Below are 18,115 nucleotides of genomic sequence, written 5' to 3'. Positions count from 1 at the left end.
CTCCCTCTCTCTACAATGAGTACATCGCAGAGCATCTGTTCTGGCAGGAGAAGTTTGCAGAACAGCTCGGTAAGGAGAGAGGGTCATGAGGAGGATCACATCGCTGTTGCAGGAGTTTCACCCGATCGTCTGGTCACTGGTGATCGGGACGGTGTTTGTCAGGGCAGCCAGTTCCATGAGCATGCCGTTTTTGTTCCTGTATTTGTCCAATCATACCGATATGGATATGGCAATGATCGGGCTGACGATTGGCGCAGGTCCGCTCGCGGGTACGGTGGGGGGATTTATCGCAGGGACTTTGTCTGACCGGATCGGGCGCAGGCGGGTCATGATCGGCGCCCTTTATGTATGGACGCTCGTATTCGTCGGGTTTGCGGTCAGCAAGAACCCGATGGTGCTATTGGTGCTGAACATGCTCGGCGGGCTCTGTCGCTCGTTTTACGAGCCGGTGTCCCAGGCGCTGATGGCAGACGTGACCACGCCGGAGAAGCGCTTTCGGGTCTTTAGCCTTCGCTACACGGCCATCAACGTGGGCGTAGCGGTCGGGCCGATTGCCGGGGCGGTGCTGGCGAAGGCGTCGGTTGCCTTGCCGTTTTTGCTTACCGGATTCATTTACTTGCTGTACGTAATCAGCCTGCAATGGTTGCTGAACAAATTCGGCATCAAAAAAATCGAAGGGCAGAAGAAGGAGCATGTCACCTTCGCCCGCGCGTTCAGCGTCCTTGTCCATGACAAGGCTTTTCGCCTGTACATATTCGCCGGTATGCTCGGCGCGGTCGGCTACTCGCAGATGTCGTCGACGTTGGCCAAATTCGCGGAAATGACGGTGGCAAACGGAACGGAGCTGTTCGCGATCCTGATGAGCATCAACGCTATCGTCGTCGTGGTCATGCAGCTGCCGCTGACGGCCTGGGCAGAAAAAAAGACGCCCCTCACCGCGATTGTTGTGGGGAACGCCATGTACGCCGTCGGGGACGTCGGCTACGCCTTTGCCCATTCTTGGACGGTCTTCATGATTGCCATGGTCTTCTTCACCTTTGGCGAAATTCTCACCTTTACTTCCGGTGACGTGCTGATCGACCGGATGGCTCCCGAAGGAATGCGGGGCAGCTACTACGGTGCGAAAAGCTTCAGCAACGCAGGCCAGTTCATCGGTCCGTGGATGGGCGGGATTCTGCTCGCAGCTTACGGCGGGACGACCTTGTTCCTCGTCGTGGCGGCGTTCTCCATGGTCAGCAGCGTGTTCCAATGGGCGGGACAGCGCGCGTATTTGGCGAGCACCGGAAAATCCATCAACTACGCGCGGGCCGACTCAATCTAGCGCCTGCAGGATGCGCTGGGCGATGCGCTCGTATCCGGCGGTGTTGGGATGAAAATGATCCGCGTACAGGTACGTTTTTTCCTTGTTCACGAACAGATCATAAGTAGGAACAACGATGACGCGCGGGTATTTGGCTGCGATCCCGGCAGCCGTATGATTCCAGTCCAGCACAGGCTGGATCGTCTCGGCGGATGCGTAGGTATCCCCGAACGGATTGTACAAGGAAGTGTAGACGATCGTCGCTTGCTTGTTGACGGCGCGAATTTGCCGGATGATCTCTTCATAATTGGCCGTGAGCGTTTTTGTCGCTGCGGCCAATTTTTTTGCGTCGATCGTGTAGAGGCCGCCGGTCTGGCTGAACAGATCGTTGCCGCCGATGGTAAACAGGATCAGATTGGCTTCAGCCAGCTGCGCTTTGACTTGTTCTTGCCCCAGCTGTTTGACCAGGTCGGGGGATTCCTGCCCGTTGATGGCGAGGTTGGAAAAGCTGATCGGCTTGCCGAATTTTTTCTCCAGTACCTGGCGGACGAGGCCTGCGTAGCCTTGGCCGTTGGCGTCGCCTGCGCCGCGGGTGAGCGAATCTCCCAATGCCACTACCTTGCGGATTCCTTCTGCGGGCACGGGGGCCGCTTTTTCGGGGGCGGTTGGCACGGCTTCCTTGGCGGGAGCCAGTTGCTGCGGGTTCAAGGCGAGCACGAAGCCTGTCGCAAACAGCAAAAAGGATACGAGAGACAATAGACCTGCCGTGCGCCAGAGCAGTTGTCCGGATGTGCGCATCAGGTACCCTCCTGTTCGATGGTGAATCATGGATCGTGGTATAATGTGGATAGACATCTTTTGACAGTGTACCACAAACAGATTGCTTCCGTCAGGCGAGGATGCGGCGATTGAACAGGAGGGTGCCCGTTGGCTGATCCAGTGTTATCCGTAAAAGGATTGCGCAAAAAGATCGGAAAGAAGCCGATCATTCACGATATTACGTTTGATGTTTTCCCCGGCGAGGTGTTCGGCTTTCTCGGGCCGAACGGTGCCGGCAAGACGACGACGATTCGCATGCTCGTCGGTTTGGCCGCGGCAGACGGGGGCGAGATCAAAATCGGCGGCATTTCGCTTTTGGAGCGGTTTCCCGAAGCGATCTCTCAGGTCGGCTGCATTGTGGAAAATCCGGAGCTGTACAAGTTTATGACCGGGCGGGAAAACCTGGAGCACTTCGCCCGCATGAGCGGCGGCATCACGCCGGAGCGGATCGAAGAAATTGCGCGCTTCGTCGATCTGGAACGCGCGATCGACGACAAGGTCAAGACGTACTCGCTCGGCATGCGCCAGCGCCTGGGGATCGCGCAGGCACTATTGCACCGCCCGAAAATCTTGATTCTGGACGAGCCGACGAACGGACTCGATCCGGCAGGAATACGCGAGATGCGTCAGTTCATCCGCAGGCTGGCGGAGGAGGAAGGGCTGGCCGTCTTTATTTCCAGCCATCTGCTTAGCGAAATCGAAATGATGTGCGACCGCGTGGCGATCATCAACCAGGGCAAGGTCATTTCCGTCGGGCATGTGCGGGAGCTGATGGAGCAGTTCGCCGACCAGGTGGACTGGACGATCCAGCCTGCTTTCCTGCGTGATGCGATGGAGGTGCTAAGCAGGCATGAGGCTGTCACGGAAGTGTGGGAGGCCGGTGAAGATCGGCTGAAGTGCCGGATGAATGTCGATCGGGTCAGTGAAGTAAACCAGTCCTTGGTGCGTGCAGGAATTCCCGTTACGGGCATTGCGACCAGGACAGTCACACTGGAGGACCTGTTCCTGATTTTGACCAAAGGAGGTGGAAACCGTGGGGCAGAGCATGCTGGGGCTGGTGCAAAATGAGACGGTGAAACTGCTGCGCAGGCGCCGCTTTCTCGTCGTCGTGCTCATTTTGGCCATCCTCATCCCGATTTTTACATACGCCCAGTACCGCTCGGTCGTCACGGCCCAGGAGCGGATGGGCACCACCGATTGGCGTCCCTTGCTGACACAGCAGATCGTGGACATGCAAAACAGGCTCGCCTCCAGCCGCCTGCCTGACGAATGGCGCGATTTCATCAAGGTGCGCATCCAGCAGCAGCAGTATTACCTCGATCACGACATCAACCCGATGGCGCCGGGGGGACCGACGTTTGCCCGCGGCTTCATGGATCAGGCTGTCTCGATGTTTTTGCCGATGATTATCGTCGTGCTGGCGGTGGATCTGGTCTCGGCGGAGTTCAGCGAAGGAACGATCAAGCTCTTGCTCACCCGACCGGTCCGCAGGTGGAAGGTGCTGACCAGCAAGTACATCACCTTGCTGCTGTTTACCTCGCTTACGGTGCTGATGACGCTCGTCCTGGCTTATATCATGTCAGGCGTCGTGTTCGGCTACTCCGGGTGGACGCTGCCCATTTTGACCGGCTTTGAGGTGACGGGAGGGGAGCTGCAGACGTCAGGCGCGTTTATGCTGCCGCAGTGGCAATTTCTTCTGCTGCAGTACGGCCTGGGCTGGTTCGTCTGCGTCGTGGTCGGCACCGTGACGTTCATGGTCTCCGTTCTGGTGCGCAGTGCGGCAGCGGGCATGGGGATCATGATGGCCGCCTTGATCAGCGGCACGATCCTGACGCAGATGGCTTCCTCCTGGGAGTCCTCCAAATACTTGTTCGTCGTGAATTTGCAGCTGACCGACTACCTGAATGGCTCACTGCCGCCAATCAAGGGCATGACCTTGCCGTTTTCACTGACGGTCCTGACGGTTTGGGCGGTCGCGGCGCTGATCGTCGCCTACACGGTGTTTATCAAGCGGGATGTCACATCGTAAGCGTCTCGGCTTTGGACGGAGCGACGACGTGCTTCAGTAAAAAGGCAAAAAAAGGACATGCGAGCTGTAATGGATGATACGCTCTGCATGTCCTTTTTCTTATTGCCATGTGATGAGCTTCGTGGTTTCGATCAATTCATCGAGGCTGATTCCGCTGGCGGATATGACTACGTACAAGGATTGGTTATCCACCTGGGCGTTCAAGTGAACCGCATGCTGTGCGCTCGACGGTTTGGAGTCCTGCTGGTCAAATGACACGCCAATGGCTTGCTGGCCGTTGACCGTAAACAGTTGGGTAGCGGTGAACGTGCCGGGAATGGAAAGACTGCGCTTTCCATGCGTGTTGCGGACGACGTCGATCTTGATCCAGCTGTTGTTGCGCTTGTAGTTGGCGGTGAGTTGCGTCACCTTGGTGCTGGTTTCGGATTCGTACTGTACGGACACATCAGCGACCGTAAAGCCGCTGGTCGTTTGCGGCAACACTGGTACAGGCAGATCTGATGCTTGTACAGCCGTCTCGAGATCGGAAAAAGTAGAGAGTGTGATGGCATCTTTTCGTTCAGTCGGTGCAGGCGGTCCCGCAAAGGCATTCGCGGACGGATGCGTATCGGTTGCTGTCTCGTCCGGAGCCGTCAGCGCAGCGTATACATGTCCGCTTTCGTCGTCTGTCGCTTCCGGCGATTCCTTGGCCGTAAGCGATGCACTCGTTTTTCCCTTTGCCGTGTCAGCCAGAATCGCTGCCTCTTTTGCCTGCGTGTCGGCTGCAGGCGGATTGACGGTCGCCGTGCTCCGGGATGCTGGCGTTTCTGTGCGGCTTGACCGCGATTCGATAGCGGCCTTTTTTGCCTGTGGGCTGTCCATGGCAATCGCTGCGCCCGCATTGGAAACCGGTGCCTCGACCGCTTTTGGCTGTACGGCAGGGGGGACTGGGGCAGTCTGCGCTTGCGCAGCTTTTGGCGTCACATCGGCAGCGAGAGGGGCTTCCTTCAGCATGCTGGCGTTTTGTGCTTCCGCTGCTGCGCGTGCCGTCTTGGGCTGAATCTCCGTGTTGAAGGAGGCGACATCATTGGCGCTGCCGCCAGCAGAACCTGTCAGTTGTGCGGCCATCTGTTGACCGCCCGGCTGGAGCTGCTGATAGCCGGCGAAGCCTACTGCGAGCAAGATGGCAGCAGCGCTGACCCAGGCGAATGAAGGGAAGCCTTTGGCCCGGCGCTTGCTGCCGGCAATCGGTGTCGGCGGCTGCAAGGTTTCGGCAGCGGCATGAGGGGGCGTGCCTTGAGCGGCGTTCTGGTAGATGGACTGCATGATTCTCTCTTCCAGGTTTGCCGAGGGTAGCGGTACCTCCTTCAAGAACTGCACCTCCTCGTCCGTTGTCATCTGTTTTTCGATCCATGTCATGCATTCTTCACAGGTTTCTATATGAGAGAACACATCGCTGTCCGTGTCTTCCAACCATGCTTTTCTAAATGCCTGGCAGTTCATGTACGAGCCCCCCTTCCTTGCGGGTTAACAATTTTGCGAGTTCCTGGCGAGCGCGCAAATAGCGGACGCGGGCGGTCGACTCGGCAATACCGAGGAGCGAAGCGATTTTTTCAAACGGATATTCATGCGTGCAACGAAGCACGATAACTTCCCGATAGGTATGCGACAGGAGTGCGAATGCTTCTTCAATTTCACGACGCTGCTCCTTGTTCATGAGCGATTCCTGCGGAGACTCGTCTCTCGCATTGGACGGCACAAAGGCCAGTTGCTCGTCTGAGTCGTGATACTTCCGGCGACGCAAGAAATCAATGCTTTTGTTTCGGGCGAGCGTGTGCAGCCAGGAGGAAAACTGGCTGTCGCCGCGAAAGGTGGACAGTTTCTCGTACGCTTTGACAAATACTTCCTGCGTGAGATCCTCCGCATCGGAGCGATTGTTCACCATCTTGTAGATGAAAACGTAGATCATATGCTGGTATCGTTGGATGAGGTCGCGATACCCTTCGATGTCGCCCTGAAGAATCCGCTGAATGATTTCGGCGTCGGATTGCATTGAATCTCCGGCCTCCCTTCCCTCTATGAGACGCTGGTATTTATAAAACGTTTCAGACCAGCGCTTCCATTTCTATAATGTCGTATGGATAGCCTTGTTCAACGAGAAATAGCTGGCGATGGAGAGAAAACTCCTGCTCGCGCGTATCCCGTGTCACGAGTGTATAGAAATGCGCCTTGTTATCACCTGGCTTCGGACGCAGAATCCGTCCGAGCCGCTGCGCTTCCTCCTGACGGGAGCCAAACGTTCCCGAGATCTGGATCGCCACGTTGGCGTCCGGCAGATCCACGGCGAAGTTCGCAACCTTGGAAACGATGAGGCGCTTGATTTTCCCCTGTTTGAACTGTTGATACAGCCGCTCGCGTTCTTTTTCCGGCACTTTCCCTGTGATGAGCGGCAGCTGCAGTGTCTTGGCCATCTGTTCGAGCTGATCGACATATTGGCCGATGATCAGGACCTGATCCTGCGGGTGCTGATCCAGCAAAGAGCGGACAACCTCCAGCTTGCGTGGATTTTCGGCCGCGATGCGGAACTTTTGCCTTGTCGCAGCGCGGGCGTAGGCCTCCCGCCATTTCGGCTCGAAGGGAAGGCGTATTTCCCGACAATGCGCCTCAGCAATCCAGCCCTGCTCCTCCATGGCTTTCCAGGAAACTTCGTATTTTTTCGGGCCGATCAGGGTAAAGACGTCTTCCTCCCGTCCGTCTTCGCGCACGAGCGTAGCCGTCAACCCCAGTCGCCGCGTAGCCTGAATGCCGGAGGTGACGCGAAAGACAGGAGCTGGAAGCAAATGAACCTCATCGTAAATAATAAGCCCCCATTCGCGCTCTGAAAAGAGTTTCATGTGAGGAAAGTCATCTTCGGAGCCGGGGCGGTATGTCAAAATTTGGTAAGTTGCCACAGTGATAGGCTTGACTTCCTTGCGATCACCGGTGTATTCCCCGACCAGGGCAGGGTCCAGCCCGGTTTTGTCCAACAGCTCGGAAATCCACTGGCGCACGGAGGTCGTGTTGGTCGTCAGAATCAAGGTCGCCGTCTGCAGCTGGCAAATCGCGCCAAGGCCGATGACGGTCTTCCCGGCACCGCAGGGCAGGACAAGCACGCCGCTCCCTCCGGTGACCGCTCCGTTGGAGTAGAAGGCGTCGATGGCCTCCTCCTGATACGGCCGCAAAGCAAACGGGCGGCCGGAAGCCGTGTTTTCCCGCCAGCTGACGGGACAGCTTTCGCCGGTCGTGTAGCCTGCGAGATCCTGGACAGGATAACCGAGGCGAATCAACTCCTGCTTGATCAGCCCGCGGGCGTACGGCTTGATTACCTTGCCATCTTCGCGCGTGCACGGCTCCAGCAGGGCTGCGATGGATTTGTACCCGGTCAGCTCCGCCAGCAAGCATTTATCATCGCATGTCAACAGCAGCTCGTCCCCTGACTTTTCCAGCCGGATGCGCCCGTAACGGCACATCGTTTCTTCGATTTCCCGGACGATCGTGGGCGGAACGCCGTATTTACTGTACGAGGCCAGCGTCTCCAATACTTGCTCGCAGGTCATTCCCGCAGAGGCTGCATTCCACAGCGACAGGGGAGTGATCCGGTACGTGTGCATGTATTCGGGGCTTTTCAGCAGCTCGGCAAAGCTGTGGAGGGCTTGTCTCGCCTCCGTAAACAGCGGATGCTGCGTCTCCAGCAGGATTGTTCGGTCACTTTGCACAATCATGGGCAAATCTGGACGGTAAGACAAGTGACTCACCTCATTAGCCATGTACATATACATTCAGAACCATGGTATCACAATCTGGAAAAGAAAGAAAAACAGACAGGTAACATTTATCCCGGGGTGGGAAACAATATCCCAAAGTACGGACGCGAGGGAAGGAGGATCATGGCGTTGGCGTGGACCTGGTTCAACTTGGGGATGGTCGTGCTCCTTGTGTTCTTCAACGGTTTTTTCGTAGCGACGGAATTCTCGGTCGTAAAAGTGCGGGAATCGCGCATCGCCCAATTGGTGGCGGAAGGGAACGGCAGGGCAAAGAACGTGGAAAAGCTGTTGCACAATCTCGACGCGTACCTGTCGGCGTGCCAGCTGGGGATTACCCTCGCCTCTCTTGGTTTGGGCTGGCTGGGGGAGCCGGCTGTCGCGCAGCTATTGCACCCGGTTTTCCGTTACTTCGGCCTGAATGAGACCGTGTCCAGCAGCATTTCCTTTATCATCGCTTTTTCGGTCATTACCTTTTTGCATATCGTAATGGGGGAACTGGCACCGAAGACGCTGGCGATTCAGCGGACGGAGATGATCGTGCTGACTGTCGCCAAACCGATCATGTGGTTTCACAAAATAATGTATCCGTTCATCGCCTTGCTGAACTGGTCGGCGGCACGCTTTCTGGCCCTGTTTCACATTTCCATGGAGCCGCATCAGGAGGTACACACCGAGGAAGAAATCCGCATCCTCGTCAACGAGAGCCACAAGAGCGGCCTGATCGACAATACGGAAATGATGCTGGTGGACAACATTTTTGACTTCTCCGAGACAATGGCGCGGGAGATCATGGTCCCGCGCACAGACATGTTCGTGCTGAACATCCGCGACCCGTTCGAGGAAAACGTCAGGCTCGTGCAAAACGGCCGGTTCACGCGCTATCCCGTCGTGGACGGGGACAAGGACCACGTGGTGGGGAGCCTGCACATCAAGGACATGCTGACAGGGCTTTTGGAAGGCGAGCAGCGCGACCTGCAGACGCTGATGCGCCCGGTGCTGACGGTGCCGGAGACGATCTCCATCAGCCGCCTGTTGACCATGCTGCAGAAACAACGCGGTCAGCTTGCGATCATCATCGACGAATACGGCGGGACGGCGGGGCTCGTCACATTGGAGGACATCATGGAAGAGATCGTCGGCGACATCCAGGACGAATTCGACGACGAGCGTCCCGAGATCGAGCGCAAGGACAACACGCTTTCCTTCGACGGCCGCATGCTGCTGGAAGAAGTCAGCGACTACCTCGACATCGACCTGGAATCCAGCGAAGTAGACACGCTTGCCGGATGGATTTACATGCAATTCGACCATTCCCCGCGCGTGGGCGACTCCGTTCAGCACGGCAATTACCTGTTCACCGTCGAAGAGGTCGACCATTACCGCATTACCCGAGTCAGCGTAAAGAAACGGCAAACAGAGGAGGAAGTGGTGGATGCCAAGTAGGGTCCATCGCTTTTTTGTATGCTGATTATATACACGCAAATCATATATGAAGTGAAGCTTGTGTGAAATTGCAAGAAAAATCTGCATTTTCTACAAATGAAAGCACTCAAAAATGTTATGAAAAAACCTGTTCAACCAGCTAACATGTGCTATAATGATTCAAAGTTGACAAGTCAGCTTGCAGATGAGAAGCAGGTAGCAAAGCAGAGCCTAGAGGAGGAAGTTGAGATGAGACGAGCAGTCAGTATGGGACTGACCGCATTGCTGGCATTTTCTTTGGCCGCATGCGGCAATCAGACAGATGGAAAGACGGAGGCAACCGCGGCAAAACCCGCAGAGCAAAAGCAAATCGTGAAGCTCGGGTTGACGCAATTTGTGGAGCATCCGGCATTGGACGCCATTCACCAAGGGATTTTGGATGGACTGAAGGCTTCCGGCTTTGAAGAAGGCAAGAACCTCGAAGTAGACTATCAGAATGCCCACGGCGACATGAACAATACCGTTTCCATCGCGCAAAAATACGCTGGTGACCAAAAGGACCTGGTCGTAGCCATCGCTACGCCGTCCGCACAGGCAGCAGCCAAGGCGATTACTGACAAGCCCGTCGTATTCAGTGCCGTGACAGATCCACTGTCGGCACAGCTGGTCAGCAATCTGGAAAAACCAGGCGGCAACGTGACGGGTACATCCGATAAAGTATCCATGGAACAACAATTGCAATTGATTAAAAAATTCCTGCCTGACTTAAAAAAGCTGGGCGTGATCTACACGACCTCCGAAGTCAACTCCGAGGTGCAGGTGAAGGATCTGGAAGAGGCAGCGAGCAAGGAAGGCGTGGAAATCGTCAAAGCAGGCATCTCGCAGCTGTCCGAAGTGCAGCTGGCAGCGACGGGATTGACGGCGAAGACCGACGCCCTGTTCATCCCGATCGACAACACGGTCGTCTCTTCCTTTGAAGCCGTGCTGGGTGCCGCCGAGCAGAGCAAGATTCCGGTTTTTGCTTCCGATACGGACACCGTCAAACGGGGAGCCATCGCTACTTACGGAATCGATTACTACGGCATGGGAAAACAGACGGGCGAAATGGCTGCGCGCGTTCTGAAAGGTCAATCGCCGGCGGATATGCCAGTGGAAATTTCCAGGCAGGCCGAGCTGTACATCAATGAAACGGCAGCCGCAAAGTTTGGCTTGACCATATCCGATGAGCTCAAACAGCAGGCGAAAGAAATCATCAAGTAAAAGGGAGCTTCAAGCTCTCTTTTTCTACTTTAAAATTTATTTCACTCGTGTTAAAATTAGAAAAAATTTTTGAGGGGGTTATTTCGCACATGTTCAAGCAAAAAAAAACAATGAAAATGATTCAGACTTTTTTATTTCCTTTGTTGCTTTTATCCGTCACCGCGTGTGGACAGCAAAGCGCTACTCCGGCCAACGACCAAGGCCAGCCATCGACAGCAGCACCTGCGGCTGACAAGCAACTGACCATTGGCATCGCCCAGTTCGTGGAGCATCCAGCCCTGGACGCTGCGCGTGAAGGCTTCATTGCGGAATTGGCGAAAAAAGGCTACGAAGACGGCAAGCAAATCAAAATCGATACGAAATCTGCACAAGGCAGCATGGATACGGCCATTTCCATCGCCCAGAAGTTCGAGGCTGACAAAGTAGACCTCGTACTGGCGATCGCAACGCCGACGGCCCAGGCGGAAGCGCAGACGAGCAAGGAAATTCCGGTTCTGTTTACGGCTGTCACCGACCCGGTGGAAGCGGGACTGGTCAAATCGATGGAAAAACCGGAAGGCAACGTAACCGGAACATCCGACATGAACCCGGTCGAAGAACAGTTGAAGCTCGTCAAGGAATTGAAGGCGGATGCGAAAACAGTGGGAATCATTTACAGCTCCGGCGAAGTGAATTCCAAAGTGCAAGTGGATGCAGCCAAAGCTGTCGCTGACAAGCTGGGCCTGACCATCCAGGAAGCGGCGATTACGAGCGCAACCGAAGTGAAGCAAGCGGCTGAATCCATGGTAGGCAAAGTCGATGCGTACTACATCCCGACCGACAACATGGTCGTTTCCTCGATCGCAGCGGTACTCGGCGTAGCCGAAGCGCAAAAAATTCCGGTCATCGCCGGTGAGGAAAACTCCGTGAAGAGCGGCGCCATCGCGACATACGGCATCGACTACACCAAGCTGGGCGAGCAAACTGCCGACATGGCTGTGAAAATCTTGAGTGGCGAAGCGAAGCCGGGCGACATGCCTGTCGAGACGCAAGCTGACATGAAGCTAGTATTGAACAAGAAAGCAGCGGAGAAAATGGGAGTGACCATTCCGCAGTCGATGCTCGACCGCGCAGGAGAAGTGGTAGAGTAATACATGCAGTAACAGGAGGACTTCTTCTATGAATCTGGCAATAATGGGGGCAATCGAGCAGGGACTTTTGTTCGGAATATTGGCCCTGGGCGTCTATTTGACCTTTCGCATTCTGAACGTACCCGATCTGACCGTCGACGGCAGCTTTGCCCTTGGGGGCGCGATCGCAGCGAAGTTTATCATTGATGGGACCAATCCGTATCTGGCTACCTTGCTGGCTTTTCTGGTCGGCGCGGTAGCAGGAGCCTTTACCGGCGTCCTGCACACCAAAGGAAAAGTGAACGCCCTTTTGGCCGGGATTCTTACCATGATTGGGCTCTACTCGATCAACCTGCGCATCATGGGCAAGGCCAACTTGCCGCTGCTGCGCGAAGATACGCTGTTCACCTACGTCAAGGATTTGAGCATTCCCAACTTGACGATAGGCGGTCTGACGATTTTGACCGGTGTGTCTGTAGTGTTCCTGGCAGGCGTATTAGTGCTCAAACTGGTGATCGACTGGTTCCTGCATACTGACCTGGGATTGGATCTGCGTGCAACCGGGGATAATCCGAAAATGATCCGCAGCTTCGGGGTCAACACGGATACGACTACGATTATCGGCCTGGCTTTGTCCAACGGGCTGGTCGCTGTCTCCGGGGCATGGGTCGCCCAGTATCAGGGCTTCGCGGACGTCGGCATGGGGATCGGGATGATTGTGATCGGTCTTGCTTCTGTTATTGTCGGGGAAGTATTGTTCGGCAGCTCCTCCATTTTCCGGGCGACGCTCGCCGTCGTGCTCGGATCGATTGTATATCGTCTGGTCATCGCGCTCGCCCTGCAGGCTGGACTTAACCCGTCCGACATGAAGCTGATTACGGCCCTGATCGTCATTGTCGCCCTGACTGTTCCGACTATTGCCAAGGGCATTTGGAAAAAACAGCCGGGACGCGCAGCGAAGGGAGGCAGCAGCGATGCTTAAAATTTCAGGTGTGAATAAAGTGTTCAACGCAGGGACGGTCAACGAAAAGATCGCCTTGCGCAATGTGAATCTGCACGTCAAGCCGGGAGATTTCATCACGGTGATCGGCAGCAACGGCGCCGGAAAGTCCACGATGATGAACATCATCTCCGGCGGCTTGTTGCCGGACGTGGGCACGATTACCATCGACGGGAAAGATGTGACCCGGATGGGCGAACATCAGCGCGCCAGCCTGATCGGCCGCGTGTTCCAGGACCCGATGGCGGGTACGGCGCCGAACATGACGATCGAGGAAAACCTGGCAATCGCGTTGGCGAGAGGGCAGCGCCGCTCGCTCGCATTCGGGGTCAACAACCACAAGCGGGAGCTGTTCCGCGAGCAGTTGAAACAACTGGACCAAGGGCTGGAGAACCGCCTGAAGACAAAAGTCGGCTTCCTCTCCGGCGGTCAACGCCAGGCGCTCAGCCTCCTGATGGCGACTTTCACGGAGCCGAAGATTCTGCTTCTCGACGAGCATACGGCGGCGCTCGACCCGAAACGGGCGCAGCTGATTGTGGAGCTGACGGAGAAAATCGTGCAGCGCCACAACCTGACGACCATCATGGTAACGCACAACATGGAGCAGGCCCTGAACATGGGGAACCGCCTGATCATGATGCACGATGGCGGCATCATCCTCGATATTCCGGATGAGAAAAAGCGTACGATGAAGCCGCAAGATTTGCTCCGTGCCTTTGAAACGGCGCGTGGCGGCGAGAGCTTCAGCGAAGACCGCTTCCTGCTGTCCTGATTGATGAATCAGCCTTCCTGTTCCAGCGGGAAGGCTTGTTCTTTTTTCCGCAAAAAGGCGTGCATGGCCCAGCCGCCGATGAGCAGAAGCGCGGCGGCGGCAGCAAACAGGACGGCCCCGCCGAGCTGGACGAGCACGAGGCTGCCCAGATAGGGGCCGCATGTGCGGGAGATATCCCAGTGAGTGCCTGTAATGGCATAGTAGCGTCCGCGCATCGATGGGGGAGCGATCCGTGAAACGAAAGCGAGCCATTGAGTAATGCCGATGCTCTCTCCGATGACCCAGACGAGCTGCAGGGCGATCAGGGCAGGCTGCGTATCGAGGAACGCATAGCCGAGCGCGACGATGCCAAAGCAGACGTACGCACCGCTGACGAGAAGCCTTGCGGGCAGATGCTGGGTTCGTTTGACCAGCCAATACTCCAGGACGATGAGCAGCACGCCTTTCACAGAAGCGAGCGTTGCCAGCGTCTGCAAATAGTCAGGGAATATGTGCTTGAGATGGAGCTGCAGGTTCGTCTCCGTCTGCGCGTAGAACAAGCTGATCGGCAAAGACAGCAGCATGATGGCGAGAGCGGGACGGATGGCACGCCAGGAGCCTGGGGCGGCAGCGGCAGAAGAAGATGGACTTTGCTTATCCTGCACGGCTGCAGCCTGTCCGAGGGGGATTTTCCGCCAGACGACTGCGGCATAGAGCAGGAGGGATGCGGCTGTGCACAAAAAGGCGAGAGACGGCTCCTGACGGTAAAGCATCACGCCTGCCAACGGGCCGAGCGCACTGCCGACGTTGCAGGCGGTGTTCAGCAGGGCAAACGATCCGGCCATCTTCGCAGCGGGGATGGAGTCTGCCAGATGGGCCCTGCTCGCGGGAATGAACAAGGAACGCCCTGCCCCGTTGACGACGTAGAGCAGGGCGAAGGCAGCCAGCGAGTCGGCCTGTGCCATGGCGAGCATCGCGAGACATTGAAGCAGCAGAGCGACGAGCATGACGGTCTTGCGCGAAAAGCGGTCCGTCACACCGCCAGCGAGGAGCGTCAGCAAAATTTCGGAAAACGGCTGCAGCCCGATGACCAGCATGGTCATGGAGATCGAACCGCCGATTTGTTCGTTTAGGTACAGAACCAGAAACGGGGCGATCATCGCGCTGGACAGGGAGGTGAGTGTCTCGCCGAACAGTCTGACCCACAGAACGGACGGGTGGGCAGCGATGAGCCGGGAGAGAGAGTCAGCAGTGAGTTTCATGGGGCGCTTCCTTTCGTTTTGGAATATGGGGAGGCGGGCAGGTTCTACAAATTGTACGTTGGCGGAAGATAGAGAAAAAGTGTACGATTATGCCTGCGAAGATTTCATGTTTTTTGAAAGAAGCGGTGGTGAATGCTGTGCAGCTGGTTGAACAATATGTGCTCTTGTACGCGGGATGCCGTGCCCAAGCCGGGCGACCGCTGGAAATATCGCTCACAGATGTGGCCGAGGCGCTGTTTTGTACCCAGCGAAACGCGACCTTGACCTTGAAGAAGATGCAAAGCCAGGGCTGGATACGTTGGCAGTCAGGGCGAGGGCGCGGACATCGCTCGGTGCTGACGTGCCTGCTCACACCTGACGAACTGGTGCTCTCCGCTGCCAAAGAGCTCGTGCAAAGAGGAGAGATCCACGCCTCCCGGAAGCTGATCGATGCCTACCGGGAGCAGTGGCATGGTTTGGGGGAGGCGTATTCACGGTGGATGACCAGCCAGTTTGGGCTGCACCGGCTGCGGGAAAAAGGCAACGGAGTCCGGATGGATACGCTGCGTTTCTTTGTGGATCGCCCTTTCTCCGATCTCGATCCCGTTCGCGCGGTTTTGCGTTCGCAGACGCATTTGGCCAAACACATTTTCGATACATTGGTTCGCTTCGATCCGCAGACAGGTGCGATCACCGGACAACTCGCCTTCGCTTGGGAATGCGACAGGCTGGGCAAAGAGTGGGTCTTTACGCTGCGAAAAGGAGTGTTGTTTCATCATGGGCGGCAGCTTGCGGCAGACGATGTTTGCTTTTCCTTGCAACGCTTGGCGAAGGAGCCGTCTCGACACCGCTGGCTCGCCCAGTCGATTCACTCGGTACGCGCGCTCGATGAGTACGCGGTCGCCGTTGCATTGAACGAGCCGGATCAGCTTTTTCTCCACGCCTTGAGCAAGGAATACGCCTCGATTGTTCCGCGAGAGTATGTGACGGAGAGCAGTGAGGCTTTTGCCGCCTGGCCAATCGGAACCGGGCCGTTCAAAGTCGTTCGCAACGATACGTCCATGCTCGCTCTCGAAGCGTTTCAGCCTTATTTTGCAGGCCGCCCGTTTCTCGATCGGGTCGAGCTGTGGTGCGTACCCGGCGGGATGCACGTGGACACGGCGAACGATGAACTGCAGCTTGTGCGAGCGGCGATCGGGGAGCAGGAAACAGGGCGGCTGGGGACTGCCTGGAGAGGCTTGTCCCGCCGCGAGCAGTGCTTTCAGTACGTGAGCTTCAACAGCGCCAAGCCCGGTCCTCTGCGCCAGCCGGCCTTTCGCGCCGCCCTCGCATCTATGATCCAGGGGGAACGAATGCGCGCAGAGCTGAAAGGGGCGAGACAACCCGTGGAGGCGTGGGGAGAGCTGCTCACGCTCCGCTCGGTACATCAGCCTGGGGGCGAAGAGGCAGCCATATCGTGGTCAGGAGTTGGCTACGAGGGCGAAACGCTGCTCTTGTATACATATCCCGATCCGGATCATGCAGAAGACGCAGAGTGGATACGGGAGAGCTGCGCAAAAGCAGGAATAACGGTCGAGATCGTCTATGCGCTCCCCGAGGAGCTGGCGCGGCCGCAGGTGCTTCAGGCAGCGGACCTGGTCGTGGACAGCGCCAATGTCGACGAGCGGCTCGAGCTGTCGCTGCTGGAGTTCGTCTTCGCCGAAGCGTTGAGTATTTGGCATCATCTTGACGAACAAGCAAAGAAGGAAATGAGGCAAAGGGCGATGGACTTGCGGGGGGCAAGAACAGATTCAGAACGCTCGGCTCAAATGAAAAGCATGCTGGCGGCGCTGCAGGCTCGCCATACGTTTGTTCCGCTCTATTCAAACCGGCTGGAAATGCGCGCGCATCCCAGACTGTCAGGAATATCCATGGATGCGTTTGGCTGGATTGACTTTTCCCGGGCATTTGTTCGTGTATAGCTGAAAACTTGTCACATTTTTAGGTGAAACCGCTTTCCTTTTTCACCGTATAATGAGACGTAGAGTGATTTGCCGTTATTTTTCATCATAGGAGTATTAGGCAGGGCAGACGGTTTGGAGGAGGAAAGAAGCGTTGTATAATACAAAGACCGAAAAGGACAAACAAATTCTGTTCACATCCATACGCTTGATGATTTGCGTTGGACATGCGGATGGTTATATAGGAAATAAAGAAGTAAATCGCATTCATGAGCTGGTGAATTCGGAGCATTTCACGCTGAAGGAGAGGCAAATCTTGATGGACGACATGGACTATCCAAAGCGTCCCGAGGTGATCGTCGAAGATTTGATGGACTTGTCCCTGCCAGAAAAGCTGATGATCATGCGCAAGCTCTACCATATCGCGCTCATCGACCGCAAGCTGTCTCCATCGGAATCGAAGGCCATCGGGAAGATCGCTTGCCTGATCGGCATCTCGCAGGAAAAACAGGCGCAGGTCGAGGAATGGATCACGGACGGCATCAAATGGCGGGAACGCTGGAACAAAATAGTGGCAGAATAGGGAGGGCCCCAGACATTGGGGTCCTTTCGCCTTTTTTGGTACAATAAGGAGAATGCAAGCGAAAGAGGAGGACAACTGATGTTGCGGATCTTGATTACAAACGATGACGGCATTGATGCACCTGGCATCAAGCGTTTGGCCGAAGCATTGCTGACAGTGGAAGGGGCAGAAATTTTCGTCGTCGCGCCCCAGGAAGAAAAAAGCGGGGTCGGCCATGGAGTTACCCTTCGCAGCGCATTGGAACCGCAAGAGCACGATTTCTACGGTCTTCCTGTCAAAGCATGGTCCATCAACGGAAATCCCGCCGACTGCGTAAAAGCGGCGTATCACCTTTTGTTCGAGGAGGACAAAAAGCCCGACCTCGTCTTCTCCGGCATCAACGTAGGCACCAACCTGGGGCGAGACATCTACTACTCCGGCACGTGCAGCGGCGCCAGGGAAGCAGTCATTCTCGGTGTCCCCGGCATTGCGCTGTCCTACGACAACTGGTACGACCAGGGCAATTACGGGGAAGTCGCCGAGATGATCCAGCCCCTCGTGAAAGAATTCAGCGAACGGGCGAAAAAGGACGAGCTGCCCCGGCAGGTGTTCTGGAATGTGAACATTCCCCATGTGCCGTTGGCAGAGGTCAAAGGCGTCTTGCCGGCATCGCTCTCCCTGCATCATTACGAAGACAAGTACAGCCCGGAAGGCAACGGCTACCTCCTGATGCGGGAATATCCGGATGCCATGCCTTTGACCGAGCCGCTCGATTACGATCTGGTCAAGCGCGGCTATATCGCCATCACGCCGGTGCACATTGATGCTACGGACCGCGAATTGCTGAAGCAAATGGACGAATGGTCGTTCGTAAAATCATGGGGGAAACGCGAGGGATAA

Annotated in this window: 16 protein-coding genes; 11 read left to right on the top strand and 5 right to left on the bottom strand. The window is 56.2% G+C overall.

The window, feature by feature from the left end:
• The first annotated feature begins 85 nt into the window (after positions 1-85).
• Positions 86-1,321, top strand: coding sequence for an MDR family MFS transporter (locus ACFSO0_RS04675; RefSeq protein ID WP_376877045.1), 1,236 nt, complete (start codon positions 86-88; stop codon positions 1,319-1,321).
• Here the strand turns inward: ACFSO0_RS04675 and ACFSO0_RS04670 are convergent.
• Positions 1,313-2,098, bottom strand: coding sequence for a GDSL-type esterase/lipase family protein (locus ACFSO0_RS04670; protein ID WP_376877042.1), 786 nt, complete (start codon positions 2,096-2,098; stop codon positions 1,313-1,315). The genes ACFSO0_RS04675 and ACFSO0_RS04670 overlap by 9 nt on opposite strands.
• Before the next feature lie 129 nt (positions 2,099-2,227).
• Between ACFSO0_RS04670 and ACFSO0_RS04665 the strand changes: the two genes are divergently transcribed.
• The gene (locus ACFSO0_RS04665) at positions 2,228-3,187 is read left to right on the top strand and encodes an ABC transporter ATP-binding protein (protein WP_376877039.1); all 960 of its coding nucleotides are present in this window, start codon (positions 2,228-2,230) and stop codon (positions 3,185-3,187) included.
• Positions 3,165-4,148: an ABC transporter permease gene (locus ACFSO0_RS04660; RefSeq protein WP_376877181.1), complete on the top strand. Its 984-nt coding sequence runs from the start codon at positions 3,165-3,167 to the stop codon at positions 4,146-4,148. Before ACFSO0_RS04665 ends, ACFSO0_RS04660 begins: the two co-directional genes overlap by 23 nt.
• A 99-nt stretch (positions 4,149-4,247) precedes the next feature.
• Here the strand turns inward: ACFSO0_RS04660 and ACFSO0_RS04655 are convergent, their stop codons facing one another.
• The 3 genes from ACFSO0_RS04655 to ACFSO0_RS04645 form a co-directional block, all read right to left on the bottom strand.
• Positions 4,248-5,507 carry a hypothetical protein gene (locus ACFSO0_RS04655; protein ID WP_376877178.1) on the bottom strand — a complete coding sequence of 420 codons (1,260 nt, stop codon included), beginning with the start codon at positions 5,505-5,507 and terminating at the stop codon, positions 4,248-4,250.
• Positions 5,508-5,610: 103 nt separating this feature from the next.
• A complete protein-coding gene (locus tag ACFSO0_RS04650; RefSeq protein ID WP_376877036.1) occupies positions 5,611-6,180 on the bottom strand; it encodes an RNA polymerase sigma factor in 570 nt (189 codons plus the stop codon).
• A 52-nt stretch (positions 6,181-6,232) separates the two neighbouring features.
• Positions 6,233-7,912, bottom strand: coding sequence for a DNA repair helicase XPB (locus tag ACFSO0_RS04645; RefSeq protein WP_376877033.1), 1,680 nt, complete (start codon positions 7,910-7,912; stop codon positions 6,233-6,235).
• 141 nt (positions 7,913-8,053) lie between these two features.
• Here ACFSO0_RS04645 and ACFSO0_RS04640 point away from each other — a divergent pair, with 141 nt between their 5' ends.
• The 5 genes from ACFSO0_RS04640 (at position 8,054) to ACFSO0_RS04620 (ending at position 13,493) form a co-directional block, all read left to right on the top strand.
• On the top strand, positions 8,054-9,373 hold the full coding sequence (locus ACFSO0_RS04640; protein ID WP_376877030.1) for a hemolysin family protein: 1,320 nt from the start codon (positions 8,054-8,056) through the stop codon (positions 9,371-9,373).
• 228 nt (positions 9,374-9,601) lie between these two features.
• Entirely contained in the window at positions 9,602-10,612 is a 1,011-nt protein-coding gene (locus ACFSO0_RS04635) for an ABC transporter substrate binding protein (RefSeq protein WP_376877027.1), read from the top strand.
• 89 nt (positions 10,613-10,701) lie between these two features.
• Positions 10,702-11,742 carry an ABC transporter substrate-binding protein gene (locus ACFSO0_RS04630; RefSeq protein ID WP_376877024.1) on the top strand — a complete coding sequence of 347 codons (1,041 nt, stop codon included), beginning with the start codon at positions 10,702-10,704 and terminating at the stop codon, positions 11,740-11,742.
• A gap of 28 nt (positions 11,743-11,770) precedes the next feature.
• Positions 11,771-12,703 carry an ABC transporter permease gene (locus tag ACFSO0_RS04625; protein ID WP_376877021.1) on the top strand — a complete coding sequence of 311 codons (933 nt, stop codon included), beginning with the start codon at positions 11,771-11,773 and terminating at the stop codon, positions 12,701-12,703.
• The gene (locus tag ACFSO0_RS04620) at positions 12,696-13,493 is read left to right on the top strand and encodes an ABC transporter ATP-binding protein (RefSeq protein ID WP_376877018.1); all 798 of its coding nucleotides are present in this window, start codon (positions 12,696-12,698) and stop codon (positions 13,491-13,493) included. Before ACFSO0_RS04625 ends, ACFSO0_RS04620 begins: the two co-directional genes overlap by 8 nt.
• Before the next feature lie 8 nt (positions 13,494-13,501).
• Here the strand turns inward: ACFSO0_RS04620 and ACFSO0_RS04615 are convergent, their stop codons facing one another.
• Positions 13,502-14,734, bottom strand: a complete 1,233-nt coding sequence (locus tag ACFSO0_RS04615; RefSeq protein ID WP_376877015.1) for an MDR family MFS transporter — start codon at positions 14,732-14,734, stop codon at positions 13,502-13,504.
• 137 nt (positions 14,735-14,871) lie between these two features.
• On the opposite strand from ACFSO0_RS04615, the gene ACFSO0_RS04610 reads away from it, so the two are divergent.
• From ACFSO0_RS04610 to surE, 3 genes are all read left to right on the top strand, one after another.
• On the top strand, positions 14,872-16,674 hold the full coding sequence (locus tag ACFSO0_RS04610; RefSeq protein WP_376877012.1) for an SgrR family transcriptional regulator: 1,803 nt from the start codon (positions 14,872-14,874) through the stop codon (positions 16,672-16,674).
• A 133-nt stretch (positions 16,675-16,807) separates the two neighbouring features.
• Positions 16,808-17,236: a tellurite resistance TerB family protein gene (locus tag ACFSO0_RS04605; protein WP_376877009.1), complete on the top strand. Its 429-nt coding sequence runs from the start codon at positions 16,808-16,810 to the stop codon at positions 17,234-17,236.
• A gap of 78 nt (positions 17,237-17,314) precedes the next feature.
• On the top strand, positions 17,315-18,115 hold the full coding sequence (surE, locus tag ACFSO0_RS04600) for a 5'/3'-nucleotidase SurE (protein ID WP_376877006.1): 801 nt from the start codon (positions 17,315-17,317) through the stop codon (positions 18,113-18,115).

The sequence above is a fragment of the Brevibacillus sp. GCM10020057 genome (assembly GCF_042683565.1).
In the GTDB taxonomy this organism is placed as follows: Bacteria; Bacillota; Bacilli; order Brevibacillales; family Brevibacillaceae; genus Brevibacillus.
Note: the sequence above shows the minus strand (reverse complement) of the source record. Positions and strands in the feature narration are given on the sequence as shown.

Bases quoted from the DNA above. Each gene is read 5' to 3' on its own strand.
- surE (WP_376877006.1), top strand. From the start codon at position 17,315: ATGTTGCGGATCTTGATTACAAACGATGACGGCATTGATGCACCTGGC.
- ACFSO0_RS04620 (WP_376877018.1), top strand. From the start codon at position 12,696: ATGCTTAAAATTTCAGGTGTGAATAAAGTGTTCAACGCAGGGACGGTC.
- ACFSO0_RS04635 (WP_376877027.1), top strand. From the start codon at position 9,602: ATGAGACGAGCAGTCAGTATGGGACTGACCGCATTGCTGGCATTTTCT.
- ACFSO0_RS04630 (WP_376877024.1), top strand. From the start codon at position 10,702: ATGTTCAAGCAAAAAAAAACAATGAAAATGATTCAGACTTTTTTATTT.
- ACFSO0_RS04670 (WP_376877042.1), bottom strand. From the start codon at position 2,098: ATGCGCACATCCGGACAACTGCTCTGGCGCACGGCAGGTCTATTGTCT.
- ACFSO0_RS04625 (WP_376877021.1), top strand. From the start codon at position 11,771: ATGAATCTGGCAATAATGGGGGCAATCGAGCAGGGACTTTTGTTCGGA.
- ACFSO0_RS04675 (WP_376877045.1), top strand. From the start codon at position 86: ATGAGGAGGATCACATCGCTGTTGCAGGAGTTTCACCCGATCGTCTGG.
- ACFSO0_RS04660 (WP_376877181.1), top strand. From the start codon at position 3,165: ATGCTGGGGCTGGTGCAAAATGAGACGGTGAAACTGCTGCGCAGGCGC.
- ACFSO0_RS04640 (WP_376877030.1), top strand. From the start codon at position 8,054: ATGGCGTTGGCGTGGACCTGGTTCAACTTGGGGATGGTCGTGCTCCTT.
- ACFSO0_RS04650 (WP_376877036.1), bottom strand. From the start codon at position 6,180: ATGCAATCCGACGCCGAAATCATTCAGCGGATTCTTCAGGGCGACATC.
- ACFSO0_RS04615 (WP_376877015.1), bottom strand. From the start codon at position 14,734: ATGAAACTCACTGCTGACTCTCTCTCCCGGCTCATCGCTGCCCACCCG.